This window comes from Streptomyces sp. NPDC021224, from assembly GCF_044332905.1.
GTDB lineage: Bacteria > Actinomycetota > Actinomycetes > Streptomycetales > Streptomycetaceae > Actinacidiphila.
Map to the genome: position 1 here is coordinate 150,262 of NZ_JBIRPW010000017.1, position 25,591 is coordinate 175,852.

The following is a 25,591-nucleotide window of genomic DNA, read 5'->3' on the forward strand; positions in this document are numbered from 1 at the left end:
CGGAGCCGGAGATCCGGCCGCAGGGCACGCTAATGGTGGTGGGGGGAACTCACCCGATGCGTTAGCGCTCACATTTACAGCGGGCTGAAAAGTGCCGTCTCGAAGTGGGATTGCCTGGGGGTTTCGGGGTGAGACGGTGCTCCCAACTCATTGGGTCTGTCAAGGGTGCGATGCCCGATCCGGCCTTTTGCGATAAGGGTTGACAGTGCGCGTGGAGTGATGCAGGCTGCCCCCGATCCCCTCAGAGACATCCCATCTCCCTCAGTAAGAGTCCGCTTCGTGCCGGGTTGAGATGTTAGCGCTCACTCTCCGAACCGGCGCACTGCGGCGCTGTCCCCCCACGGAAGGAAGCGCCCATGAGACGCAGATCCCTCCTCGCGCCCGTCCTGGCCGCGCTGGCTCTCGTCATGGCTGCGGCCGGCACCGCACTGAGCACCACACTCGGCACGGGTGAGTCACCCGCCGCCGTCAGAGCCGCCGCGGCCACAGCAGGTTGCGGCAGGGCTCCGACGCTGGCCAGCGGGACCCACACGATCCAGAGCAGCGGCCAGAACCGCAGTTACATCCTGAGGGTCCCCGCCGACTACGACACCAACCGCCCCTACCGGCTGGTCTTCGGATTCCACTGGGTGGGCGGCACCATGAACGACGTCGACTCGGGCGGGACCGACGGCTACAACTGGTCCTACTACGGACTCAGGCGCCTGGCCGACAGCGCGGGCAACGGCACGATCTTCGTCGCGCCCCAGGGCATCAACAACGGCTGGGCCAACACCAACGGCCAGGACGTCACCTTCGTCGACGACATGGTCAGCCAGATCGAGTCAGGCCTGTGCGTCGACACCACCCAGCTCTTCTCGTCCGGGTTCAGCTACGGCGGAGCGATGACGTACGCGCTCGCCTGCGCCCGGCCCGCGGTCTTCCGCGCGGTGGCGGTGTACTCCGGGGCCAACCTCAGCGGGTGCAGCGGGGGCACCCAGCCCGTCGCGTACATGGGACTGCACGGACTCAGGGACAACGTCCTGCCGATCGCTTCCGGGCGCTCGCTGCGGGACACCTTCGTCAGGAACAACGGCTGCACCCCGCAGAACCCGCCGGAGCCGGCCTACGGAAGCCTGACGCACATCGTCACCGCGTACTCCGGGTGCAAGCCCGGATACCCGGTGGTGTGGGCGGCCTTCGACGGAGCGGGCCACGACCCCGGCCCCATCGACGGGTCCACCGGCGACGGCTGGCACACCTGGACCTCGGGAGAGGTCTGGAAGTTCTTCACGCAGTTCGACTCCTCCGCCCCGCCCACCAGCCCGCCGCCCACCAGCCCGCCGGCGGGCAACCAGCAGATCGTCGGCCAGCAGTCCGGCCGATGCCTCGACATCAGCAACTCCACGACCGCCAACGGCACTCAGGCTGAGCTGTGGGACTGCAACGGCGGCAGCAACCAGCGGTGGACCTATACCGCGGGCAAGCAGCTCATGGTCTACGGCAGCAAGTGCCTGGACGCCTCCGGCCAGGCAACCGCCAACGGCACCGCCGCGGTGATCTGGGACTGCAACGGCCAGGCGAACCAGCAGTGGAACGTCAACTCCGACGGCACGATCACCGGTGTGCAGTCGGGGCTGTGCCTGGACGCCTCCGGCCAGGCAACCGCCAACGGCACGAAGGTCCAGCTGTGGAGCTGCACGGGCGGTTCGAACCAGCGGTGGGGCCTGCGCAGCTGAGCGGGGCCGGACGGGCGGGCACCGTAGGCCGGAGCACCTGACACGCGATCTCGCGGCGGCAGTCCTGGAGCACCTGGGATCTTCGTCCGGGTGGACTGCCGCCGCGCAGAGGGCCGTCCTCGGCGGGTGGGGCCGAGGACGGCCCTCTCCCTGCCACGGGCCGGTCGGGGAGGCGGACGCCCGCGGCGTTCGCTCCGCCCTTCGTCACAGGGCGGCCGCGTCCCCTGGGCGGGCGGAGGGGTCGGCCGGCGTCCGACGGCCGCGGGGAGCCGTGAGCAGCACCGAGCGTGTCGTTCAGCGCACCGGAGCGGAACGCGGGGTCCCGGTGGCGACAAGGGTCACCACGTCGGCGAGGCGCAGGAACCATTCAGTTCGGCCAGGACGGCTGGGAGCATCAGATGCCGCGGCTGCGGGCGGGTGCCGTCGCACATCGAGATCGCCACCGTCTGCCCGGGTCGGATCAGCTCCCGCAGCGGAGGCCCGGCGACCGGGCGCCGCAGCGCTGCGACCAGTGCCGCGGCCTGGTCGGGGACGGCTTCGTGGTGCACCGGCTCGGCCAGGGCGGTCACGGCAGGGTCGACGTCGATGTCCGGCCCGCTCTCGCCGTAGGCCAGCCGTGTTCTCACCGCTCTCGTCCCTCCGGTCCGGTCGTCACGGGTGGCTGCCCTCACCGCTGTGGGGAGCCTCCTGGCCGAAGTGCTCGCGCAGCCACCGCTCGGTCGTACTCACATGGATCAGTGCGGCAGCCTCGGCCAGGGCGCGGTCCCGTACGGCCAGGGCGCCGTAGATCGCCCGGTGCTCCGCGACGGTGCGGTCCCCCGCCCTGTCGTCGACCAGTCCGCGCCACACCCGGGCACGCACCGTGCGACCGGAGATGCCCTCCAGCAGGGTGGCCAGCGTGCTGTTCCCCGCGGAGGCGACCACGGCACGGTGGAAGGCGGCGTCGTGCTGGTTGAGCAGCTCGACGTCGTCCCCGGCGTGCGTCATCACGTCCAGGTGGTACTTGATCTCGGCCAGGTTCTCCTCGGTGATCCGGTCGGCGGCCAGGCCTGTGGCGATCGGTTCGAAGAGTCTTCGGACCTCCATCAGCTCCAGCAGCTTGTCGCCACGCAGCAGTTCCACCGCGGCCCCGAGGCCTTCCAGCAGCAGCGCCGGCTCCAGACTGGTCACATAGGTGCCGTCCCCACGCCGGATCTCCAGGACCCGTGCGACGACGAGGGCCTTGACCGCCTCACGCATCAGGTTGCGGGAGAGCCCGAGGTCGGAGGCGAGCTGCTGTTCCGGAGGCAGTTTCGCCCCGGGAAGGAGGTCTCCGGAGTGGATGAGTTCCCTGATCCGGGCGATGGCCTTGTCGGTCAATGACATCGAATCGTCCCCGCTCCCCTGATGGCGCCCGCATGAGCGTAACAGGGTCATCCGATGTCTCACAGGTTCAGGAGGGGGCTTCCCGGCATCACGGCTCACTCCTCCCACTCACCACAGGCACAACGTACGTCCCCAGCAGGACTTTCGCCGTCGCCGGGAGCACACCGCCGGGGCGACCCGAGCAGATCCATCCCATGTCGTCCCGCAGCCCGGGGTGCCGGCCCCGTGTCGGGGACGGCACCCCGGGCGCGGTCGGCGCCGCGGACGGACTGCGGGGCCGGCCGGCAGGGGCGTGCGGTTGCTGTCAGCCAAGGGTCCATTGCTGGTTGCTGCCGCCGTTGCAGGTCCACAGTTCGGCCGGCGCGCCGTTGGCGGTGGAGGCTCCGGTGACGTCCAGGCACAGCCCCGACTGGGTGCCGGTGACGGTGCCGTTGGAGTTGACGCTCCACTGCTGGTTGGCACCACCGTTGCAGGACCAGATCTCCACCTTCGTGCCCGGCGAGGTCTGGTTGTCGTAGGCGTCCAGACACATCTGCGAACCACCCGGGTACACCGCCAGCTGACCCGACGACGTACGCGTCCAGCCCTGGTTCACCTGACCGTTGCAATCCCAGATGTCCACCTGCGTGCCCGCCGTGACAGACGAGTTCGGCACATCCAGACACTTGCCCGCACCCACCGCGTGCAGCGCACCCGTGTTCCCCGTGCCGGTGCCCGTCGTCGCGCCCGCCTGGGCGATCACCTGCTGTGCACCGGACGGCCAACTGGTGCCACTGACCTGGACGTTGCCGGTCAGGACGTTGTTGTGGGGTGAGCCGGTGGCCACCTGGGTGGCACCCGAGTTGTACCAGTTGGTGTCGAAGGTGCTGTCGTTGGTGTTGTTGGTGCTGCCGGCGTTGGTGAAGGCCCATACGCCGGAGTCCTGGATGACGTTGTTCTTGAGGGTGACGTAGCGGGAGCCCTCGTCGAGGTACAGGCCCACGGTGTGCTGGTTGTCGTAGACGTAGTTGTGGTCGATGGTCGTGCCGGGGTTGGCGGACAGGTTGTAGATGCTCCCGCCGTCGTGGAACACCTTCTTCGTGCCGTGCACGGCGTTGTAGCTGACGACCGTGTTCTTCAGTGTCGTGGGCGTGCTGTACACGGGCTGGTAGTTGTACAGCCCGCGGTTGCGGTAGTCCTGACTGCCTCCGGGGTCGTTGGCACCCCAGCCCCAGCCTATGTCGATGCCGTCGTACGCCAGGTTCGACACCTCGTTGTGACTGATGACCGCGTGCGTGACATAGGTCGACAGGATGCCGGCCATGTCCTTGTAGTCCTTGGCGACACCGGAGATCCGATTGCCCTGGATGGTGATGTCCTGGTTGGTCATCGCCGCGTCGGACGGGTGGTGGGCGTCCGGCTGCACACCGCCCACCACGATGCCTGCGCCGGAGTCGTCGGTGAAGGTGCTGTCGGAGACGGTGACGGAGGAGGCGCCGAGCCCCACCCCCGAGGCATGTGCGTCGGCGTCGTTGCCGATCCCCAGGCCCACCTGGCCCAGGTGCGCGAAGGTGTCACCGGTGAAGGTGATGCCACGGGCGGCGGAGACCTGGACCGCCGCCGGCACCTGGCTCCAGCTGTTTCGGGCCGCTTCGAACAGCGGGCATCCGGACTGACAGGACGTCATGAAGTCCGAGGGCTGGGTGAAGGTGCGTCCCAGGAAGGCACCGCTCTGCTGGTCGGCGTAGCCGGTGGACGTGCTGGGCTGGAGCCAGGTGGTGTGCTGGAAGGCGATCCCCTTGACGGTGATGTCATGGGCAGGATCGGCGTAGGAGCCGCCGATCTGGAGCAGAGAGGTCAGGCGAGGCAGCTCGACGTCGTGTGCTGTGGGCGACCAGTTGGCGGGTGCCTTGTAGTACAGCTGCCCGGCCTGGGGGTCGAGATACCACTGGCCGGCGGTCTTCAGGAAGCTGTAGGAGTTCTCCAGTTGGAGGCTGCCGCCGGCGAAGGGGCTGGCAAGGGTGTCGTAGCCCCAGTTGTTGTTGTTCCAGGCCGGTTGCTGCATCGTGACGGTGCTGCCGCTGATGGACTGGACCGGCGCGTAGCGGTCGGTGAAGGAGTTCTGGCTCTCCAGTTCGATCCGGTTCTGCTGGGGAAGCGTGGCCAGGTAGTTCAGTGCGGAGTTGACGACGGTCATCCCGCCGGCGGTGATCTTGACGTCGCTGCGGGCGATCGAGATGGACGCCCGTGGCGCCAGGGCCCCGTCGACGTACAACTGCCGCGAGTCGGACCCGGCGGTCACGGACGCGGCGTAGATGTTGTTCGACGTGTCCTTCAGCGTCCACCCCGTCACCTGCTGCCCGCCCGAAAGCACCGGCTGCTCGCCGGGAGCCGCCTGCCAGACGACCTGATGGCCGTTGGTGCCGGAGTCCGCGCTGCCCAGGACGAGCGGGGACGACATGCGGTAGGTGCCGCCCGCCAGTTGCACGACAACGTCGCCGCTCATGTTCGCGTGGACGGCCTCGACCGCGGTCTTCGCCTGAGCCGGCGAACAGGGCGCCGACACCGAGCACGCGGTACCGCTGCCGGCCGGGGAGACGTACAGGGTGGTCATGGCCGCCGCGTGCGACGTGACGGCCGGAGCCGCGACGACGGCGCCGACGGCAAGGACCGCGACAAGAACCGCCCTCGGCGGTCGGCTGCGGTGCAGGCCCTTGCGCGGACGGATGGACGTCATGCTCCACTCTCCTTCTGTGTGGGTGAAGGCCGGTCGGCGGCGCCGAAACGCTCGCGCCGTCGGCACGAGCCCCCGCCGTGGGGCACATGTGGTAGCACCTATGACGCCCTGGAACCCGAGCATGCATCAGTCTCTTATCGGTGGAGAACCGAAGCACCGCAGGGCCGAAATCACCCTGAACCTCACATGTCATCAGCTCGACGAGGAGATCGCGACCGCTCACACGCAGTGGGGACAGGGCGCGGGGAGAACCCGGGATACGGGGTGCCGAAATGAGACTGACACATTCTCGTTCCGGACCTCAAGAGGTGCGTCGCGCGCAGGTTCCGGGCTCCCCCGCTCCCCCGACGGGGGCAGGGACTGCTGCGGCTCCCCCGGTCCCTGTCGTGGACCGAGGGAGCGGTCGTCCGAACGGCCTGGCGCCTATCCCAGGGTCCATTGCTGGTTGCTGCCGCCGTTGCAGGTCCACAGTTCGGCCGGCGCCCCGTTGGCGGTGGAGGCTCCGGTGACGTCCAGGCACAGCCCCGACTGGGTGCCGGTGACGGTGCCGTTCGCGTTGACGCTCCACTGCTGGTTGGCACCACCGTTGCAGGACCAGATCTCCACCTTCGTGCCCGGAGACGTCTGGTTGTCGTAGGCGTCCAGACACATCTGCGAACCACCCGGGTACACCGCCAGCTGACCCGACGACGTACGCGTCCAGCCCTGGTTCACCTGACCGTTGCAATCCCAGATGTCCACCTGCGTGCCCGCCGTGACAGACGAGTTCGGCACATCCAGACACTTGCCCGCACCCACCGCGTGCAGCGCTCCGCCACCGCCCGTCGGCGGCGTGGTGATCGAACTGCCGCCCGCGACCCGGTACATCACCGTGCCGTGCGCCGGCACCGAGGCGCTGACGGCGCCCGAGGTGGTCGACGTCGCACCCGACCACAGGTCGGTCAAGGTGTAGCTGGATGCGCCCGACTTACCGATCGCGGCAGCCGTGGTGCTGATCGTCGCGGTCGACCCGGTCTCGTTGAACAGTGCCACCGACACGTCGCCGTTGGACAGCGGTTTGGCCATCACGTCCAGGCCACCCGCGGAGGACACCAGGGTGCCCTGCTTGCCCAGCGGGTCCTGGTCCACCGCAATGACACGGGAGTTGGTGTAGATGGACAGCGTGGAGGAGCTTGCGGAGGCTATGTTGGTGCCCGCGATGAGAGGCGCCGCCATTTCCGACCACAGGCTGAACTCGGTGCGGGCCTCGGTGTCGGTCAGGGAACCATTTCCGACCTCCAGCATGTCGGGATCGTTCCAGTGCCCGGGACCGGCGTAGGCGGCCAGACCCACGTTGCTGTGGAAGATCGACAGCATGCTGGAGTAGCTGGCGTTGATGTCACCTGTGGTGCGCCAGCTGTTACCGACACCGGCGCCCCAGGTCCACACATTCTCCTGACCCCAGTTGCACAGGCTGTACAGGATCGGACGGCCGGTCGCCGCGAGCGCGTCGCGCATCGCGGTGTAGCGCGTCTGCCCCGCCACACCGTTGTTGTTGCAGTTGTCGTACTTCAGGTAGTCGACACCCCAGGAGGCGAAGCTCGCCGCGTCGGTCGTCTCATGCCCCAGGCTCCCGGGATACCCGGCACACGTCGCGGTACCGGCGTCCTCGTAGATCCCCAGCTTCAGGCCCAGCGAGTGCACGTAGTCCGCCGTGCCCTTGATGCCGTCGGGGAATTTCGACGGGTCCGGCACAAGCCGCCCCGACGAGTCCCGGGTGTGCGTCATCCAGCAGTCGTCGATGTTGACGTAGGTGTAGCCGGCGGCCTGCATACCGTTGTTGTGCATGGCCAGAGCCGTGGACTTGATGAGCGACTCCGAGACGTTGCACCCGTACGCGTTCCAGTCGTTGAATCCCATCTGCGGGGTCGAGGCCAGCCCGTTGCCCAACGCGGCAGCGGGCTGGGCTGCTCCGGAGGCAGCCAGCGACGCGCCAGCGGCGAGCAGCAGAGCCGACGCTGTTAGCGCTAACACTTTTCTCAGCGGCGACCGCTCGAGGCGGCGCCCGAATTTCACATGTCGGTTGACCATGATGTGTCGACCTCCTGGCCGAGTCGTGGGGGGAGAGGTGCCTGCCACCAGCCCCCGCCCGCACGGGACGAGGTCGACCGATGGCCACGTGGCCGTGGCGGGTCAGGAAACATGGCCAGGACGGCACCGGCGGGCGCGTCAGCGGCGCCCGTTGTGTGGAATAGATAACTCCTGTGCGTTCAGGGCGTCAAGAGCTGTGGAAAAATGTCTTTCCTGAGGGAACAATCCGCGCGACAGAGCACCCGCTCACCGGTGTACGTTCCAGAACAGGCTCGAAAAGGCCGCCGGGAACCCACCGTCCCCGGCCGAGCAGCAGCCGCGGTTCAGCCGAACACGCGGCGCTGGATCTCGCGACGGTAGTCTTCCAACGTCTGGTCCAGGTGAACGGTGGCCGCCTGCGCCGCGGCCTCCGCGTCGCCGTCCTTGATCGCGCGGTGGATCGCGGCGTGCTCGGCCACCGCCTCCTCCGCGTGGCCGCCCACCGTGCCGTGCAACCCGATGGTGCTGGACTGGCGCTGCAGGCGCCGGGCCTCCCGGACGGCGTCCACCAGGAAGGGATTCTGCGAGGCCTTGGCGACACTGAGGTGGAAATCGTCGTCGCCGCGGTCGAACAGCTCGCGCCGGCCGGTCAGATGGCCTTGCCGACACATCTCGGCGGCCTCCTCGATCGCGCGCAGGTCCGAAGGCGTCGCACGTGTGGCGGCCAGCCGGCTGGCCGCGGCTTCCTGCACACGGCGGAACTCGAACAGGCGGTAGACGTGGTCGAGGTCGGTGGGAAGGAAGAAACTCCCCCACAGTGACGAGCCCAGCATGCCCTCGTCGTTCGCCACGAACAGGCCGCGACCCTTCTGCGCGCGGATCCGTCCGATGGCCGAAAGGATCTTGACGGCCTCACGTACCACCGTCCTGCTGGTACCCAGACGCGAGGCGAGCTGGTTCTCCGTCGGCATCCGGTCGCCGGGCTGCAGTTCCAGATCGGCGATGAGCCGCAGGATCTCCTCGGCCACACGTTCGTAGCCGGGGCGGTAGGCCACGGTTTCCTGCGCGTCCGCGGGCGCCGGTGCGGGGCCGCCGGTCGCCGGGAGTACGTGGTTGCCGTCCAACGCCCGCCCCCTTCATCTCCCGTCGTCAGCCGCGGGCACGCGACTGGTCCGACGTGTACGCCGCAGCATACAGCGTGTGCTCGTCTCGACGATATGTGTACGACTTATCTCCTTCACTCACGCATCGTCCTCACTCTCAGAACGCTTCAAATGCCTCAATCTGTCACCGCTCCCCCAAGAAGATCCTGGAAATAACCATGCTCATCCTGTTGACTCACGCTCGGCTGGCGCTTGTTATATGTGACCAAACGCGACGCTCCCCACGACGTAGTGGAGTTGTTCATGACAGCCAAGGTCCGCGCGGTCGGCGCGCGCACACCTGACGGAACCCGCGGAAACCGCGGACGCGCCGGCCTTCCGGCCCTGGTGGCCGGCGTCCTTGCGCTGGCCACGGTCGCCGCCTGCGGCGGAGGCAGCAACGGCAACGGCTCCCGGGGTGGCTTCAAGCCCGTCAAACAGACAGGCGGCGCCCTGACCGTGTGGGTGGATGCCTCGCGCATGGACGCCGCCAAGCTCTACCAGAAGCAGCACCCGGACGTGAAGATGAACGTCGTCAGCTATGACGGCGACGCGAACGGCTCCAACTACCTGCGCACCAAGGTCAGTCTGTTCAACCGCACCCGCAAGGGCTGGCCGGACGTGGTGTTCAGCTCGCAGAACAACGAGACCACCTGGGCGGTCGACGCCGGATTCGCCGCCCCGCTCGACAAGGGACTGATACCGGCGGCAAAGCTGGCAGGCTGGGCCAAGGGCGCCAACGCCCCCTGCACGGTCAACGGCACGCTGTACTGCCTGCGCAACGACCTCGCCCAGACCGTGCTGTGGTACGACGCCCCGCTGATGAAGCAGTGGGGATACCAGGTCCCGCAGACCTGGGAGGAGTACCAGGCCCTCGGGGAGAAGGTGGCCACCGAGCACTCCGGATACCTGGTCGGCTCGGCCGGCGACACCTGGGCACCCGAGCTTTACATGTGGCCGAGCAGGTGCGGAGCCAACCAGATCACCGGCCCCAAGGCGGTGACGGTGAACACCGGCAGCGCGAACTGCAGGCGCATGGCGTCGCTGCTCGACACCCTCGTCAGGAACAAGACGATGTCCATGAGCAGCGTGTTCAGCTCGGACTTCGACAAGAACCAGGCCGGCCGGATCCTCATGATGCCCGGCCCCTCCTGGTTCGGCGGCGCCCTGTTCCAGGGGTCGTTCAAGACTCCGGCGCACCGGATCGCCGTCGCGCCGATGCCCAGATGGTCCGCCGACAGCGCGAGCACGTCGGGCAATGTCGGCGGCGGGACCTGGCTGCTGTCCGCACACAGCACCAACCTCAGGGCCGCCGCGGACTTCCTGACGTGGGTGACCACCTCGGACGACTACCAGGCCCGGCTCGCACCCGGTTACCCGGCCTACTCCGCCGCGGCGAAGGACTGGCTGGCCAAGCAGGCCTCCTCCGACTACTTCAGCGGGGACATCGCCGCGCCGCTGCAGGCCGCGGCGGAAGAGGTCTGGCCGGGTTGGGGCTACGGCCAGTTCAGTCAGGAGGCCGTCTGGGCCGCCACGGTGACCCCGCAGCTGACGGCGGGCAAATCCATGGTGTCCCTGCTGCCGGCCTGGCAGACGGCGGTCGCCAACTACGCGCGCGCCGCCGGCTACAAGGTCACCACCCCGTGACGGCACGGACCGGCGGGGCGAGCCGCGCACCGCTGCACGGTTCGCGCACGCTGTGGCCCGGCCGGGCCGGGCACGGTTTCGTCGCCGCCTACACGGTCCTGCTGGTCGCCTTCGGAGTGGTACCGACCGGCTACGCGGTCTACTTCGCCTTCACCGACGGCGGCGGAACCTTCAGCGGCCTGTCCAACTTCTCCACCGCCGTCGACGACTTCCGCTTCACACCTGCCGTCGGGCACGTCGCGCTCTACCTCCTCTGGTGGCTGGTGTCACTGGTCGTGTTCGTCGTCGCGCTGGCGCTGCTGCTGCACCGGCTGACGCTGAGCGGCGCGGGCAGGACACTGCGGTTCCTGTACTACGTGCCCGGTGCCCTCGCCGGAGCGGCCGGAGTCATGGTGTGGCTGTTCGTCCTGGACCCCGCGGTCAGCCCGGTCGGCTTCCTGCTGCGGGCCTTCGGCTACGACACCTTCGGCGAGGTCGTCGCCCCTGGTCACCTGCCGATCCTGTTCACCCTCATCGCCTTCTGGACCGGGGCCGGCGGCTGGATCGTAGTGATGTACGGGGCGCTGAACAACATCTCGCAAGACGTCCTGGAAGCGGCGCGAATCGACGGCGCGGGTGCCTGGCAGACCGCCTGGCGGATCCAGATCCCGCTACTGCGCAAGTGGATCGTCTACATGGTCATCCTCGCCTTCGCCGGCGGCACCCAGCTGTTCGTCGAACCGCAGCTGCTGACCCAGGCGAGTGTCGGCGTGGCCGGCCGGGACTACTCCCTCAACCAGCTCGCGTACGACTTCGCGTTCCAGAACAACGACGTCAACACCGCGGCCGCCGTGTCGGTGGAGCTGCTGGTGGTCGGGCTGGCCGTGGCAGGGGTCTTCGTGGCCAGATCGGGGTTCTTCGATGCGGACTGACATCCGGCGAGCGGCGGTCGCCACCCCCGCCGGCAGCGCGCCTGCGCCCGGCCGGGCCGGCCGGACGCAGGCCGGCCGCTCCGAGCGCGGGCGCGTCAACCCGCTTCCCGCCCTCGTGCTCCTGCTGTTCGCGGTCTTCTTCGTGCTGCCGGTGCTCTGGCTGCTGCTGGCCGCTACCAAGACCGACGACCAACTGGTGCACGACAATCCGCTGTCGTTCGGCTCCTTCCACACACTGCACGCGAACTGGACGGCCCTGATCGCCTACCAGGACGACGCGATCTTCATGTGGCTGCGGAACTCGGCCGTCTATTCCTTCCTCGCCCTGGTGATCACCCTGAGCGTGGCGGTGCCGGCCGGCTACGCGCTGGCGATGACGGAGTTCCGGGGGCGACGCACGCTGCTCGTCGCCACCCTCGTGGTGATGCTGATGCCGAACGCCACACTGGTCGTGCCGCTGTTCCTCGAAGTCAACGCGGTCCACCTGATCGGATCCATGTGGTCGATCATCCTGCCGTACGCCTTCTACCCGTTCGGGGTGTACCTGGCCTACATCTACTTCAGCACCGCCCTGCCCGGAGAGCTGCTGGACGCGGCACGGCTGGACGGGTGCTCGGAGTTCGGCGTCTTCCGCCGGGTGGCGCTCCCGCTCGCCGCGCCCGTGGTCGCCCTGGTGGGCTTCTTCAGCTTCGTCGCCAACTGGACCAACTACTACCTGCCGTACGTCATGCTGCCGCAGAGCGACCAGTTCCCGGTGCAGGTCGGGCTGGGTACCCTGCTCGACTCCGTCCCGCAGTTCAACCCGACGGCGAGCACGTTGCAGGTCGAACGCCCCGAACTGGCCCTGGCGACGCTGCTGGCGATCGTCCCCGTACTGGTCGTCTTCCTGTTCTCCCAACGGTTCCTGGTAGCGGGCATGCTCGCCGGCGCGACCAAGAACTGACTCAGCCGGTCGTCCCGCACGGCGCTCGGCACACCGGACGGCGCCGTGCCGGAGCGAGCCGTGCCCGAACGCGAATGGAGCTCCTCCGATGCATCCGGTCATCACGGCCTCGGTGCCGCTGCTCGAACCACCGACCTGGGCGACGGCGCAGCGCGAGCTGTTCGACCTGCTCGACCGGGCCTGGCGCCGGTTCGCCCGCGACTTCACAGGTCCCGACGGACGGCTGCGCTACACCGGCGAGCTCACCTCCCGGGACGGCGTGGACGACTTCTACGAGGTCTTCTTCAACTGGCCCCAGCTCTACCTGCTCGGAGGCGCGGACGACCTGCTGGCCCAGTCCGAGCACCACTGGGAGGGCGTCACCCGCCAGCTGACCGAGCTGGGCATGCTCAAGGACGAGTACGAACGCGGCTACGACTGGTTCCACCAGGGCGAGAGCCTGCTGCTGCTGTACTTCCTGTGCATGGCCGCCCCCGACCGGTGGGCCGAGCGGGCGCGGCGCTTCGCGGACCTGTACGTCGAACCCGGACACGGCAACTACGACCCCGGCCGGCGCATCATCCGCCGGCCGCACAACGGCAGCGACCGGGGGCGTGAGGGCCTGTCGGACGGCGACACCTACCCATGGCTGCCGAAGGAAGCGCAGATGTACGGCTTCCCCCTCGACTGGACCCTGCCGGCGGGCGCGGAGCAGCCTCCGCTCGACGCCGACCCGCGGCTCGGCACGGAGATGCGCCGCCGGATGGGGGACGGTGACACCGCGGCCAACCTCTCCGCCGCAGGCCTCGTCCTGAACGCCTGGATACTCTCCGGCGAGCAGCGCTACGCCGACTGGATCACCGGGTACGTGGGCGCCTGGCGGGAGCGCGCAGCCGCCAACGGGGGCATCCTGCCCGACAACGTCGCGCCGGACGGCACCGTCGGCGGTCTGCTCGACGGGCGGTGGTACGGCGGCCACTACGGCTGGTCCTGGCCGCACGGCTGGTACAGCGTGGGGCACGCGGCGATCGTCGCCGCCCTGGCGGGCGCCGCGGTCAGCGGCGACGACTCGTACCTGGAGCTGGTGCGGCCGGCCCTCGAGGAGATCATCTCGCACGGCAAGGTGATGGCCTTCACCGAGTCCGACTCCAGCATCCGGTCCAAGTGGATCCCGCAACTCGCGGAGGACGTGAACACCCCGACCTTCCATGTGCCCTTCCGGTACGGCGACGAGGGCTGGTTCGACTACAACCCCATGCTGATGGCCGTCCCGACCGCGCTGTGGCACCACACCGCCTCGCACGCCGACCGTGCGCGCATCGACCGCCTGCGCGCCGCCGCCGGACACGACTGGCGCACGGTCCGCTCCTTCCGCAGCAAGGAGGAGGCCGGCCACGAGGAGCCCTGGCTGGCCTACCTGGCGGGCGACGACCCTGCCTATCCGGAGAAGATCCTGGCGGCGGCCCAGGCGCAGGTGCGGCATCGGCTGGCGCGTATGGAGAAGTACCGCGACCGGGACGTGCCGGAGGCCGACATCCACCTGTGGCAGCAGTCCAATCCGGTGGTCACCGAGGCTCTTGTCCAGCTGACCTGGGGCGGTCCCCAGGTGGTCTACAACGGCGGTCTGCAGCAGGCACGGGTGCGCTACCACGACGCCGCCGCCCGCCGCCCGGGGCTTCCCCCCGGGGTCGCGGCGCTGGTCTCGGCCATCGACCCGGACGCCACGGTTGTCGATCTGGTCAACCTCGATCCCGAAGCGGCGCGGGCGGTGATCGTCCAGGCGGGCGCGTTCAGCGAGCACTCCATCCGCACCGTGGAGTACACCGTCTGCGAGGACCCGTCCTGGATCGGTGACCTGTACGACTACGGCCACACCGCCCCGGCGGTCACCACCAGGTCGGTGACGGTCGGCGGACCCTGGCTGCAGGTGGTCCTCCCCCGCTCCAGTACCGTCCGGCTCACCCTGCAGCTCGGCCTGCGCACCCGGACGCCCACCTACCGCACACCTCTCGACGAGCCGGCGCCCCGGGACCCGTCGTGAGACGGCGGACGACGGGCAGCGGCGGTCGCAGCGCCCCGAGGAGCGGACATGACCATGCATCGCTCGTCCGGTGGCGCCGCGGCGGGCCGTGCGCCGGTACTCGGCAGCGCCGTCCACTTCTGGGAGCTGATCCCGGGCCCCGTGGGTGAGAGCCGCCCCCGGCCGTCGCAACCGGGGGCGGCTCCCGGACTCATGTCACGTCAGCTGCGGGCCCACTTCTGGTTGGTGGCCCCGGTGCACGTCCACAGCTGCACGAGCGTGCCGTTGGCGGTGCCGTAGGCACTCGCGTCCAGGCAGAGGCCCGTCTGGACGTTGGTGACGGTGCCATCCGAGTTGACGTTCCACTTCTGGTTGTTCTGGCCGTTGCAGTCCCAGATGATCGCCTTGGTACCGTTGGCCGTTCCACTGCCCTCGTCGTCCAGGCACTTCGTGCCGTAGACCTTCAGCTCCTTGGCGCCGGTGAGGGTCCACTGCTGGTTCGAACCGCCGTTGCAGTCCCACAGCTCGGTCTGCGTGCCGTTGGTCTGGCTGAGGTTGGGTACGTCGAGGCAGCGCCCGGAGGCGTTGCCTCGCACCACGCCGCTCGTGCCGTCCCCGCCGGAGGACGAGCCGCCGTAGCCGGCGGCAGTGATGCTGGCCTGCACCGCGTTCTCGGTGGCGTCCGTGGGGAAGCCGGCCGTGATGGCGCCCTCGAAGAACTCGCCCTGGCCGGAGACGCTGTTGTCGCCGCCGGTACCCAGCAGCAGGGAGCTGTCGGTCTTCATCGGCGAGTAGCCGTTCGGCAGCCCGCCCGAATACGTCGTGGTGAGTCCTCCGGAGGCCGCGTTGCCGTATTTCAGTGTGAAGTTGCTGGTTCCGTTGTTCTTCTCCCAGGCGCTCACGAACGGGAAGTGCACGCCCTGGTTGTTGGCGTCGTGGTTGGACCCGCTCCCGGTGTGGAACATGCCGTTCTCCAGGTCGGCCTCCACCCAGGGACCGGTACCTGTGCAGCCGCCGAACCAGCAGGCGTTGCCCCAGTAGATCGAGTTCATGGTGGCGTTGCCCGTGTCGGTGTGCGTGTTCTCGCCGCTGCCGTAGTCGAAGCAGCACCACTGGTTGGTGAAGTTGGACGAGGTCACCATGTAGATGCCCTCGGGCTGGGAGCCGGTGGGTGCTCCGCTGGCATGGTCGATCCGGTAGCCCACGCCCTGGTTGACCTTGACCCCGAAGACCGGGTGGCCGCCCGCGGTGACCGGCAGCGCCGCCGCGTCGGCGCCCACGTCCGCCCCGTTCGCGCCCGGTCCCTTCCAGTAGCCGCCCCAGGAGATGGGCAGGTCGTTGTGGCGGGAGGTCTGGTCGTAGATCTTGCTGATGATGCACGACGTACCCGCGCAGAACGACGTCTGGGCCGACGCGTCGGCGTACCCGCCCGCCGTCAGCAGGCCCACGTCGTGGTACGTGTGGTCGGAAGCGCGCTGGACCTGGTACAGCGGGCCGTTGTAGGCGGCGAACAGCGCGCGGGTCGTGGAGTGCGCTCCGATGCACGGTGTGCCGCCGTCGGCGTAGATGTCGCAGGGCAGGGACGCGGCCGCGGCGGCCGCCGGCCGGGCCGCCCCGGCGGCCGAACCGCGCGCGGCGGCCCGGCCGCCGAAGACGGCCGTGGCCATCGCCAGGGCGAGCAGGAGGATGAGCAGGGGTCTTGCCCGCCACAGGCCGGTGGACGGGGTGGGTGCGGAACTGTGCATCGGCTCTCCTTCGAGTGTGGAATGGTGCGTGACTCAGCCGGGGACCAGGGCGGTCCACTCCTGGTTCACCTGTCCGTTGCAGTCCCACAGCTGGGTCTGCGTGCCATCGGCCGTGGAGGCGGCGGGGTCGTCCAGACAGCGTCCGGACACCGGGTTGCGGTAGGACCCGTTCACCGCCTGCCAGACCTGGTTGGCACCCCCGTTGCAGGTCCAGACCTCGATCTTCGTCCCGTTCGCCGTGCCGCGCCCGGTGGCGTCAAGGCACTTGCCCACCGCGCGGAGGGTGCCGTCCGCGTAGGCGGTCCAGTTCTGTGCGGCGGCGTTGTTGCAGCTGTAGATCTGGACCGGGGTGCCGTCGGTGCTGCTGCCGTTCCTGACGTCGAGGCACTTCCCCGCGAGGCCGGAGCGCACGGGCCCCGAGGCGGAACCGGAGCCTGAGCCGCCGAGCCAGCCCGCGCTGTCGGCCGCCCGGACGCCCTGCCGGAAGGCGGCGGCCATCTTCTGGTAGCCGTTGTCGTTCGGGTGCAGGGAGTCGGACAGATCCGCGGTGGTCACCGCACTCATGTCGACGTACCCGACGTGTTTGCCGGCGGCCTGCTCGTTCTGCACGATGCCGGGAACGGCCTGGTTGTACGCGCCGCGGTACTGCTCCTCGGTGGTGCTGGTGGAGACGACGAGCGAGGCCACCAGCACGGTCACGGACGGGACGTCGCGGGTGATCTGGTCGACGAGTGAGCGTAACCGGGCAGTGGCCGTCGAGACCTGGTAATTACCGTTCAGGTCGTTGGTACCGATCTCCAGGGTGACCACGTCGGGCTGGTACCGGGACAGGGCCGCGTCGGTGAGAGCGGCCACCTGGTCGATGCGGTAGCCGGAGTGCCCCTCGTTGTCGGGGTCTTGCATCGTTCCGCCGCGAAGCGACCCGACGAAGTCGAGGGGATGGCCGTCGGCGGCGAGCCCGTCGTACAGCGCGGCACGGTAGCCGTTGCCCGTACTGCTCCCGACGCCCCAGGTGATCGAGTCACCCAGCGGCATGACACGCAGAGGTGTCGTGGACGCCGTGGAGGCGGCCGGTGTCGCCGACGCCGTGCCGGGTAAGCAGAGCGCCGCGGCCAGAGCGAACAGGAGGGCGGTGAAAGGTCTTTTCATCAGGGTTCCTCGTCTGATCCTGCACGGGGCTCGCGAGCCGATGTTAGCGCTCACAATCCTACGAGTGGGGGGACTGCATGGAGACGAGTTGCATACCCGCTGCCAGGAATTCCGCGACAGGGGGGCCAGATGAGACTGACACATAGGGGGGACGGAACTCAAGAGTGCTGCACGAGACCACCCGCGAGCCGGTGCCCCGTCAGGCCCGCAGCCCTGCGGGCCCGCGTCACGCGAGCGCGCCTCCTGGTGGAATCAGCTGGTCACAGAGCTTCTGCGGAGAGCCCGCCGGCGAACGTCGACCGAGGCGGGCCGGCTCCGTCCCCCAGCCGGCCCGTGCCCGACGGACTTCGCCGGTGGTACGGCAGGACACCGCGCCGCCCGATGAATACGACAGCTCACACGGGGGCCGACGCACCGGACCGAGCGGGGCGCACGCGGTCTTCGCCCCCGTCGGCTGACGGCCACCGCACGGCTTTCGCGTTCCGAACGCGAGGCGGGCACGCGCCGGAAGTCCCGAGGGAGTGCCCGGACGGCATGTCCGTCTACCCTGGGGGGCGACGTACCCAGTGCCCTCACGTGCGACGCGCCCAGCGTGCGCACCGGCACGGAACGGCGGCAACGGATGTCGACCGGCGCCGCCCGCACGTGCACAGGAAAGCGAGCTGATCTGCCATGGCGGACAATGCCACCCTGAAGTCCCAGTACCTTGCCCAGATCCAGGCCGATCTGGAACGCACCACCGAGGAAAAAGAACGCGTCGCCGGCGAACTGGCGGCACTGCAGGAGAAGCTGGCGAGCCTTGAGCAGGACCACGCGCTCCTCGTCGGAGTGCAGCAGGCGCTGGTCGCGGCGCCGGCCACCCCTGAGCAGGACCGTGTTCCGGCCCCCGTGAGCGCGCCCGGGGTGGCGCGGGCGGCGATGCCCGGTCCGCGCCCGCCCGAGGCGGCTTCCCGTGCTTCCGGTCGAGCCACCCGTAGGACGAGGACCGCGGCCGGAGGCGGCGCCGGAAAGGCGAATCCCACGCCCGCACCCACGCTGGTGGAACTGGTCGTCGCCGAGCTCACCGGACGCAGCGAGCCGCGCTCGGCCGCCGAGATCGCCACCGCGCTCACCGAGTCCCACCCCGGCCGGACGATCCAGACGACCGTCGTGCGCAACACCCTTGAGGCCCTGGTCGCCAAGGGACAGGCCCAGCGCTCCAAGCAGGGCCGGTCGGTGTACTACTCGGCCGCCGGGAACACCGCGCCGTCCGCCTCGACCGCGGAGGCCGCCGCGTAGGGTCCGTCTCGCTGGAGCGCCGGCTCCGGGGTGACGCCGTGCTCGCTCCCCAGCGCCGGCCCACCGTGCGGACGGTGCTCCGGCCCGGCACGGCTGACGTAGGGACCGGCCGCGCGCGACAGCCGGTCCCTACGTCCGGTTTCGTGCCGTCATGGCACGCTGGATCAGGATGAACGCGAAGAGCAGCACCCCGGTGGCGATCTTCGTCCACCAGGAGCTGAGGGTGCCCTCGAACTGGATGAGCGTCTTGATCAGTCCCAGTACCAGCACGCCGAACAACGTCCCGACCACGTAGCCCGATCCACCGGTGAGAAGTGTGCCGCCGACCACGACCGCGGCGATCGCGTCGAGTTCCAGGCCCACCGCGTGCAGCGGGTCGCCCGACTGGATGTACAGGGTGAACAGCAGTCCGGACAGTGCGGAGCAGAAGCCGCTGACCGTGTAGACGGCGATCTTCGTGCCGGCCACCGGCAGGCCCATCAGCAGCGCCGACTGCTCGTTCCCGCCGATGGCGTACACCCGCCTGCCGAACCGTGTGCAGTGCAGTACGTAGAAGGCGAGGGCGAGGACCACCAGCGAGACGACCGCGGCGATCGAGAGGAACGCCCCGCCGGGCAGGGGGACATGCGTCTGGGCGAGCCTGTCCACCGTGGGGTCGGAGATGGAGATCGACTCCTTGCTGATGACCAGGCACAGCCCACGGAAGAAGAACAGCCCTGCCAGGGTCACGATGAAGGGTTCGATCTCGAAGTGGTGGATCACGTAACCCATCAGGTAGCCGCCGAGGGCGCCGACTCCCAGCGCGATGGGCGCGACGAGCAGGAAGGGCAGCCCCTGTTTCTCCACCAGCCACGCGGTCAGCATCGTCGTGAAGCCGATGAGCGAGCCGACCGAGAGGTCGATTCCACCCGTGAGGATGACGAAGGTCGCACCGACCGCGGCGACGAGCAGGTAGCCGTTGTCGATGAAGAGGTTCGTGAAGACCTGGACGTGGAGGAATCCGTAGGCCTGGTAGCGGAACGCGCCGAAGCCGAACATGATGACGAACAGAGCGGCTGTCACCAGGACGGGGAGCCGGCGGTCCTGCAGCAGCCGGCGGCCTTCCGCACGCGTGCGGGAACCGTCGATCACGCTCATGACGACACCTCGATCTGCGGTTGCGTGTCGGCGGCCACGCCGGAGGGTCTGCGGTCGGAGCCGCCGCGCCCGCCGCGGGCGCCGAACACCTTGGCCCGGAAGACCGGGGACTGCATGAGGCAGACGACGATGACCACGACGGCCTTGAAGACCAGGTTGGTCTGGGTCGGCACGCCGATGGTGTAGATCGTGGTGGTCAGGGTCTGGATGATGAGGGCTCCGACGATCGTGCCGCCGAGGTGGAAGCGGCCGCCGGTGAGGGAGGTGCCGCCGATCACGACGGCGAGGATGGCGTCTAGTTCGATCCACAGGCCGGCGTTGTTGCCGTCCGCCGCAGAGACGTTGGAACTGATCATCAGGCCGGCGACACCCGCGCACAGTCCGCAGAACATATAGGCCATGATCTTGATACGCCGTGACCGGATGCCCACCAGGCGACTCGCCTCGGCGTTGCCGCCGACCGCCTCGACCAGCAGCCCGAGGGCGGTACGGCGGGTGAGCGCCATGCTCAGCACGACCACCGCGGCGACGACGAAGAGCGAGAACGGCAGGCCCAGCCAGTAGCCCCCGCCGATGAGGGAGTACGCGTCGCTGTTGACGGTGATGATCTGGCCGCTGGTGATCAGCTGGGCGATCCCGCGACCGGCGACCATGAGGATCAGTGTCGCGATGATCGGCTGGATGCCGAGCCGGGCGACCAGCAAGCCGTTCCAGGCACCGCACACCAGCGCCACGGCAAGTGCCAGCGCGAAGGCCAGCAACACCCCGGTCACGCTGCCCTGGTCGGCCTGTTTGCTGACGACGAGGCAGGCCAGCGCGCCGGAGATGGCCACCACCGCCCCGACCGAGAGGTCGATGCCCCCGGTGGCGATCACCAGGGTCATACCGATCGCCACGAGGACGAGCGGGGACCCGAACAGCAGGATGGAGACCAGGCTCCCGTACAGGTGCCCGTTCTTCAGGTGGATCTCGAAGAATCCCGGTGTGAAGGGGACGTTGACGACGAGCAGTGCGACCAGGGCGGCTACCGGCCAGAACAGCCGGTGCTGCGTGGCCGCGCGCCGGAGGGATGTGAGGCTCACCGGTGCTCCCCGCTCGCGATGATCTCCAGGACTCGCCCGGCGGTGACGCCGGGCCCGTTGGCCATGCGCGCCACGAGCCGGCGGTCGCGGAGCACCCCCAGCGTGTGGCTGAGCCGGAGCACTTCCTCCAACTCGGCCGATATGTAGACCACGGCCATGCCCTCCTCGGACAGTGACACGACAAGTTTCTGGATCTCCGCCTTGGCCCCCACGTCGATGCCCCGGGTGGGCTCGTCGAGGATGAGCAGCGCGGGCTGGGTGAGGAGCCAGCGGGCGAGCAGGACCTTCTGCTGGTTCCCGCCGCTGAGCGAGCCGGCTTTCGCCTCGGGGTCGGCCGGGCGGATGTCCAGTGCTGCGATGTACTTGGCGACCAGATCGTCCCGCTGCTGGGCCGGTACGGGCCGGGTCCACCCGCGCGCGGCCTGGAGGGCGAGGACGATGTTCTCCCGTACCGTCAGGTCGGGGACCAGGCCCTCGGCTCTGCGGTTCTCCGAGAGGAACGCGATTCCTCTGCCGATCGCGTCGTTCGGCTCCTTCAGTGCCACCGGCTTCCCCCCGATGTGCACCCGGCCTCCGTCCGGGGTGTCCGCCCCGAAGAGCAGGCGGGCCAGTTCGGTACGGCCCGAGCCGAGCAGTCCGGCCAGGCCGAGGACCTCCCCGGCGCGGATTTCCAGGTCGAAGGGCGCGATGCCGCCGTTCCTGGAGACGCCCTCCGCCTTCAGGAACGGCTCACCGCCCTCCGGGGGCGTGTGGTGCTCGCCGAGCTCCTCCAGCTCTTCCAGGTCCTTGCCGATCATCAGCTTGACCAGGTCGACCTGACCGAGGTCGGCGACAAGGTGCTCGCCGACCAGGGTTCCGTTGCGCAGCACGGTCATCCGGTCGCAGACCTCGTAGATCTGGTCGAGGAAGTGGGAGACGAACAGGATGGCCACCCCGTCCTCGCGCAGTCGCCGCATGAGGGCGAACAGCTCCTCGACCTCCTCACGGTCGAGGCTGGAGGTCGGTTCGTCCAGGATCAGCACCCGCGTGGCTGCCCCGGCCTCCGCCCCGCCCGCGAAACGGCCGGGGCCGACGGCCCGGATGATCGCGATCAGCTGCTGCACGGCCAGCGGATGCGAACCCAGCGGGGCTGACACATCGAGATCCAGCCCGAACCGCGTCACCAGCTGAGCGGCCTGCCGGCGCAGTTCCTTCCAGCGGATCCGGCCGGCTCCGACCGGTTCACGGCCGATCATGATGTTCTCGGCCACCGAGAGGTTCTGGCAGAGGTTGACCTCCTGGTAGACGGTGCTGATCCCGGCCTGCTGCGCCTGCAGCGGACTGGTGAAGCGAACCGGCCGGCCGTCCAGGACGACCGTTCCGCCGTCGAGCCGGTGGACGCCCGTCAGGACCTTGATGAGCGTGGACTTCCCGGCCCCGTTCTCGCCCAGGAGGGCGTGGATCTCGCCGGGGAACAGCCGGAGGTCGACGCCCGACAGAGCCCGTGTGCCGGAGAACTCTTTGACTATGCCCGTCATTTCCAGGACGGGCCGAGGCTCTGCCATGGCAGCGCTCCTAGGTGGAATCGTCGCGACGTGGACGGGGTCCCCGTGCCCCGGGGACCGTCGTGAGCGGCGGTCAGTACTTGCGGCTCGGCAGCGCCGCCGCGGCCTGGTCCGCGGTGTAGTCGTGCTCCTCGGTCTTGATCCACCGGGGCAGCGTGGAGCCCTTGCCGGCGTGCACGGTCTTCACGGTGTCCATCAGCTGGGGGCCGAGCAGGGGGTTGCACTCGACGATCGCGTTGATCTGCCCCTTGCTCATGGCGACGAAGCCGTCGTGGACGCCGTCACACGAGATGATCTTGATGTCCTTGCCGGGGGTCTTGCCCGCGGCCTGGATCGCCTGGATCGCACCGATGGCCATGTCGTCGTTGTGGGAGAACAGCACCTCGATGTCCGAGTGCGCCTGCAGGAAGGCCGCCATGACCTGCTTGCCGCCGGCGCGGGTGAAATCCCCGGACTGGCTCGCGATGATCTTCCACCCGGGGTGGCTCGCCTTCATGATCTTGGCGAAGCCCCTGGCGCGCTCGATCGCGGGAGCCGCCCCGGTCGTCCCTTCGAGCTGCGCGATCTTCACCGCGTCCTGCTGGCCGGCCAGGACCTTCTCCAGCAGATGGGCCGCGCGCTCCCCCTCGCTCTCGAAGTCGGAGCCCACCAGGGTGACGTAGAGCGAGGGGTCCGACGTCTCGACGGAACGGTCCGTCAGGATCACCGGGATGCCGGCCGCCTTCGCCTCCTTGAGCACCGTGTCCCAGCCGGTCACGACGACCGGCGAGAACGAGATGACGTCGACCTTCTGTGCGATGTAGCTGCGGATGGCCGAGATCTGGTTCTCCTGCTTCTGCTGCGCGTCGGAGAACTTGAGGTTGATACCGGCTTCCCTGGCCGCGTCCTTGACCGACTGGGTGTTGGCGGCGCGCCAGCCGCTCTCCGAGCCCACCTGCGAGAAACCCAGGGTGATCTGCTTGCCACCGCCGCCGGAAGCGGATCCGGAGTCGGAGGCCTTGGCGGGATTCTTCTTCGCGCACGCCGCGAGAATGCCGGCGGCCGAGGCGGCCGCCCCGGCGGTGAGGAATCCGCGTCTGTCGATCATGTCTGCTCCTTCGGGGGAAATGCGGCAGGTGCGCTGGTGCGGGCTGCCCGCGCACCACCCGCTGTCGGACAGCGGCGCTGCGAGGGGACTACTGGTGCGCGGTCAGCGGGTGGCACGGGCTCGGGCGAGGCGCAGGGAGTTCCGAGGGAGCTGCCCTGGTTGCCGCCGACGTGGGGTGGTGCGGGTTGTGCGCGTCGAGATTCAGCTCGGTGCCGGAGATCCGGGCACCCGCTGCGGCAGGTGCCCGACGGTCTGGACGAAGAACAATGTGTGCCGCGGACCACGGTTCAGGGCCGCGGCGTGATGACATGGATGTGCGCGCTCACTTGCTCGCGGCCGGCAAGGCCGACGAAGCACCGGTACTCCCACGACAGGCTCAGAAGATACCGGCTGCGACAGAGCATCGCCTTGCGAAGAGGGCGGATGGTCCACACGAGTGAGCGCTAACATAGCTCCCCGCAACCCCCGTGCCTACCCCTTGCCGCCATCGGGAATATCTCCACCCGGTCGCTCCGGGAGGACTCACCCAGGTGAGCGCTAACACCATTGCTCCTCTCGCATGTCAATCGGATGCAGCCCACTGTCGCGCCGTCACCCACCGGCGGCCTACGGCACAACGACGAGATCCCCGGGTGCCCTACGAACATTTCGCGGCACCTTAGGACGGCCACACGTGCACGTCAAGGGACGGCACAGCGCGCACAGGTCTCCGCCCGCGCCGACCGGCCGCCGTGCCCGGAACGGCAACTTCCGCCGGAGCAGGCCGGACCGGACCCCGGGGGCGCCGCCGGCAGGATCCCCTCGGCCCAACGGGGCACCCCGGACCCAAGTCCGGCGACGTCCGTTCCCGGGTGCCCGGACGGCGCGGTCGGACCGGGCCCGAGTTGCGCAACGTTCGCAGCAGGAGCGTCATCGTCAGCCGGTGAGTGACCCTGTGCGGGCGGGCCGATCCGGCTGACCTGCCGACGAACACGGGAGCGCGTCGGCCGCGCTCGGAAAGCCGCAACTTTCGCAACCCCGGCGTTGACCTACCGGGCCCATCGGGTCCACACTTGCGACCGTTTCGCTAGCTCGCCACGTCGGGACAGGCAGTACCTCACGCCGTGGCAGTCAGACCCTCGTGATTGGTCCCCCCCACAGCATCCCGTTGGTGTGCGCCGTTCCCGCACACCGGCTGGAGCACCAAGAAATGAGGCCGACATGGCGCTGGAGATCTGCCGCGCCCCGAATCCGCCGCGCCGCGCCGCGTGGAGCCCCTTCCGCCACTCCCCCGCAGGGAACCAGCAGCTGCTCACCTTCACATGTGTTAGCGCTAACAGTCGTGCGGCTCCCGTTCCGAGAACGTACGGCATCTGACCGCCACCCCCAGTCCGGGTTGCGGCTCTTGTCCGCAGGCCGCTGACCGGACGCACCACACCGACAGTCCGGCCGGCCCACCCCAGGCCGGTACGGAACCGCTTACCGAAGGATGAGGAGTTCCTCATGCGCAGAGGAAGATTCCGCGACAGGCGCCTGTTCGTGGCGCTCGCCTCGATGCTCGCGGCTGTGGGCGTCGTCGCGGCCATGCTCGTCGCCAACCCGGCGCAGGCGGCAACGACCGGTGCCCTGCGCGGCGCCGGCTCCGGTCGCTGCCTGGACGTACCGAACGCCAGTCAGAGCGACGGCACGTACCTCCAGATCTACGACTGCTCCGGTGGTACGAACCAGCAGTGGACGCTGACGTCGAGCAACCAGCTGACGGTCTACGGCAACAAGTGCCTGGACGTCCCGGGCCACGCCACCACGGCCGGCACCCGGGTGCAGATCTGGAGCTGCAGCGGCGGTGCGAACCAGCAGTGGCGGGTGAACTCGGACGGCACGATCGTCGGCGTCGAGTCCGGCCTGTGCCTGGACGTCACCGGCGCGGCGACCGCCAACACCACGCCGGTGGAGATCTGGACGTGCAACGGCGCCGCCAACCAGCGCTGGTCCGGCCTCACCGGGACGACCACGACGCCGCCGACGACGCCGCCGACGTCGGGTGGGACGTGCACTCTTCCGTCGTCGTACCGGTGGTCGTCGTCGGGTGCGCTGGCGCAG

The 25,591-nt window shown here is 69.1% G+C and carries 18 protein-coding genes; 7 read left to right on the top strand and 11 right to left on the bottom strand.

Annotated elements, in window-relative coordinates; all coding sequences use genetic code 11:
• The first annotated feature begins 356 nt into the window (after positions 1 to 356).
• Complete coding sequence (locus ACH4PY_RS31050; RefSeq protein ID WP_398190457.1) at positions 357 to 1,718, top strand: RICIN domain-containing protein; 1,362 nt, start codon at positions 357 to 359, stop codon at positions 1,716 to 1,718.
• 338 nt (positions 1,719 to 2,056) lie between these two features.
• Here ACH4PY_RS31050 and ACH4PY_RS31055 read toward each other — a convergent pair whose 3' ends face one another.
• From ACH4PY_RS31055 to ACH4PY_RS31075, 5 genes are all read right to left on the bottom strand, one after another.
• On the bottom strand, positions 2,057 to 2,344 hold the full coding sequence (locus ACH4PY_RS31055; RefSeq protein ID WP_398190461.1) for a lactate racemase domain-containing protein: 288 nt from the start codon (positions 2,342 to 2,344) through the stop codon (positions 2,057 to 2,059).
• Between the two features lie 25 nt (positions 2,345 to 2,369).
• Positions 2,370 to 3,083: a FadR/GntR family transcriptional regulator gene (locus tag ACH4PY_RS31060; protein WP_398190464.1), complete on the bottom strand. Its 714-nt coding sequence runs from the start codon at positions 3,081 to 3,083 to the stop codon at positions 2,370 to 2,372.
• A gap of 304 nt (positions 3,084 to 3,387) precedes the next feature.
• The gene (locus ACH4PY_RS31065) at positions 3,388 to 5,799 is read right to left on the bottom strand and encodes a ricin-type beta-trefoil lectin domain protein (RefSeq protein ID WP_398190467.1); all 2,412 of its coding nucleotides are present in this window, start codon (positions 5,797 to 5,799) and stop codon (positions 3,388 to 3,390) included.
• Positions 5,800 to 6,222: 423 nt separating this feature from the next.
• Entirely contained in the window at positions 6,223 to 7,869 is a 1,647-nt protein-coding gene (locus tag ACH4PY_RS31070) for a glycoside hydrolase family 27 protein (RefSeq protein WP_398190470.1), read from the bottom strand.
• Positions 7,870 to 8,192: 323 nt separating this feature from the next.
• Positions 8,193 to 8,972 carry a FadR/GntR family transcriptional regulator gene (locus tag ACH4PY_RS31075; protein WP_398190473.1) on the bottom strand — a complete coding sequence of 260 codons (780 nt, stop codon included), beginning with the start codon at positions 8,970 to 8,972 and terminating at the stop codon, positions 8,193 to 8,195.
• A gap of 282 nt (positions 8,973 to 9,254) precedes the next feature.
• Between ACH4PY_RS31075 and ACH4PY_RS31080 the strand changes: the two genes are divergently transcribed.
• The 4 genes from ACH4PY_RS31080 (at position 9,255) to ACH4PY_RS31095 (ending at position 14,511) form a co-directional block, all read left to right on the top strand.
• Positions 9,255 to 10,637 (top strand): ABC transporter substrate-binding protein, encoded by a 1,383-nt coding sequence (locus ACH4PY_RS31080; RefSeq protein ID WP_398190476.1) that lies wholly within the window; start codon positions 9,255 to 9,257, stop codon positions 10,635 to 10,637.
• A gap of 32 nt (positions 10,638 to 10,669) precedes the next feature.
• Positions 10,670 to 11,548, top strand: a complete 879-nt coding sequence (locus ACH4PY_RS31085) for a carbohydrate ABC transporter permease (protein ID WP_398190537.1) — start codon at positions 10,670 to 10,672, stop codon at positions 11,546 to 11,548.
• Positions 11,538 to 12,491, top strand: coding sequence for a carbohydrate ABC transporter permease (locus tag ACH4PY_RS31090; protein ID WP_398190479.1), 954 nt, complete (start codon positions 11,538 to 11,540; stop codon positions 12,489 to 12,491). Before ACH4PY_RS31085 ends, ACH4PY_RS31090 begins: the two co-directional genes overlap by 11 nt.
• Before the next feature lie 88 nt (positions 12,492 to 12,579).
• Positions 12,580 to 14,511: a hypothetical protein gene (locus tag ACH4PY_RS31095; RefSeq protein ID WP_398190482.1), complete on the top strand. Its 1,932-nt coding sequence runs from the start codon at positions 12,580 to 12,582 to the stop codon at positions 14,509 to 14,511.
• Between the two features lie 200 nt (positions 14,512 to 14,711).
• Here the strand turns inward: ACH4PY_RS31095 and ACH4PY_RS31100 are convergent, their stop codons facing one another.
• Both ACH4PY_RS31100 and ACH4PY_RS31105 read right to left on the bottom strand, forming a co-directional pair.
• Entirely contained in the window at positions 14,712 to 16,235 is a 1,524-nt protein-coding gene (locus tag ACH4PY_RS31100; protein ID WP_398190485.1) for an arabinofuranosidase catalytic domain-containing protein, read from the bottom strand.
• 33 nt (positions 16,236 to 16,268) lie between these two features.
• Positions 16,269 to 17,384, bottom strand: a complete 1,116-nt coding sequence (locus ACH4PY_RS31105; RefSeq protein ID WP_398190488.1) for a ricin-type beta-trefoil lectin domain protein — start codon at positions 17,382 to 17,384, stop codon at positions 16,269 to 16,271.
• A gap of 672 nt (positions 17,385 to 18,056) precedes the next feature.
• Here ACH4PY_RS31105 and ACH4PY_RS31110 point away from each other — a divergent pair.
• Positions 18,057 to 18,662 (top strand): hypothetical protein, encoded by a 606-nt coding sequence (locus ACH4PY_RS31110; RefSeq protein ID WP_398190491.1) that lies wholly within the window; start codon positions 18,057 to 18,059, stop codon positions 18,660 to 18,662.
• A 129-nt stretch (positions 18,663 to 18,791) separates the two neighbouring features.
• Here the strand turns inward: ACH4PY_RS31110 and yjfF are convergent, their stop codons facing one another.
• The 4 genes from yjfF to ACH4PY_RS31130 form a co-directional block, all read right to left on the bottom strand.
• The gene (gene yjfF, locus ACH4PY_RS31115; protein ID WP_398190494.1) at positions 18,792 to 19,799 is read right to left on the bottom strand and encodes a galactofuranose ABC transporter, permease protein YjfF; all 1,008 of its coding nucleotides are present in this window, start codon (positions 19,797 to 19,799) and stop codon (positions 18,792 to 18,794) included.
• Positions 19,796 to 20,881: an ABC transporter permease gene (locus ACH4PY_RS31120; protein WP_398190497.1), complete on the bottom strand. Its 1,086-nt coding sequence runs from the start codon at positions 20,879 to 20,881 to the stop codon at positions 19,796 to 19,798. The genes yjfF and ACH4PY_RS31120 overlap by 4 nt, the downstream gene beginning before the upstream one ends.
• Positions 20,878 to 22,425, bottom strand: coding sequence for a sugar ABC transporter ATP-binding protein (locus tag ACH4PY_RS31125; protein WP_398190500.1), 1,548 nt, complete (start codon positions 22,423 to 22,425; stop codon positions 20,878 to 20,880). The genes ACH4PY_RS31120 and ACH4PY_RS31125 overlap by 4 nt, the downstream gene beginning before the upstream one ends.
• Before the next feature lie 73 nt (positions 22,426 to 22,498).
• Positions 22,499 to 23,512 carry an ABC transporter substrate-binding protein gene (locus ACH4PY_RS31130; protein WP_398190503.1) on the bottom strand — a complete coding sequence of 338 codons (1,014 nt, stop codon included), beginning with the start codon at positions 23,510 to 23,512 and terminating at the stop codon, positions 22,499 to 22,501.
• A gap of 1,482 nt (positions 23,513 to 24,994) precedes the next feature.
• Here ACH4PY_RS31130 and ACH4PY_RS31135 point away from each other — a divergent pair.
• Positions 24,995 to 25,591 (top strand): RICIN domain-containing protein (locus ACH4PY_RS31135; RefSeq protein WP_398190506.1); only part of this gene is annotated, 597 nt, incomplete at its 3' end.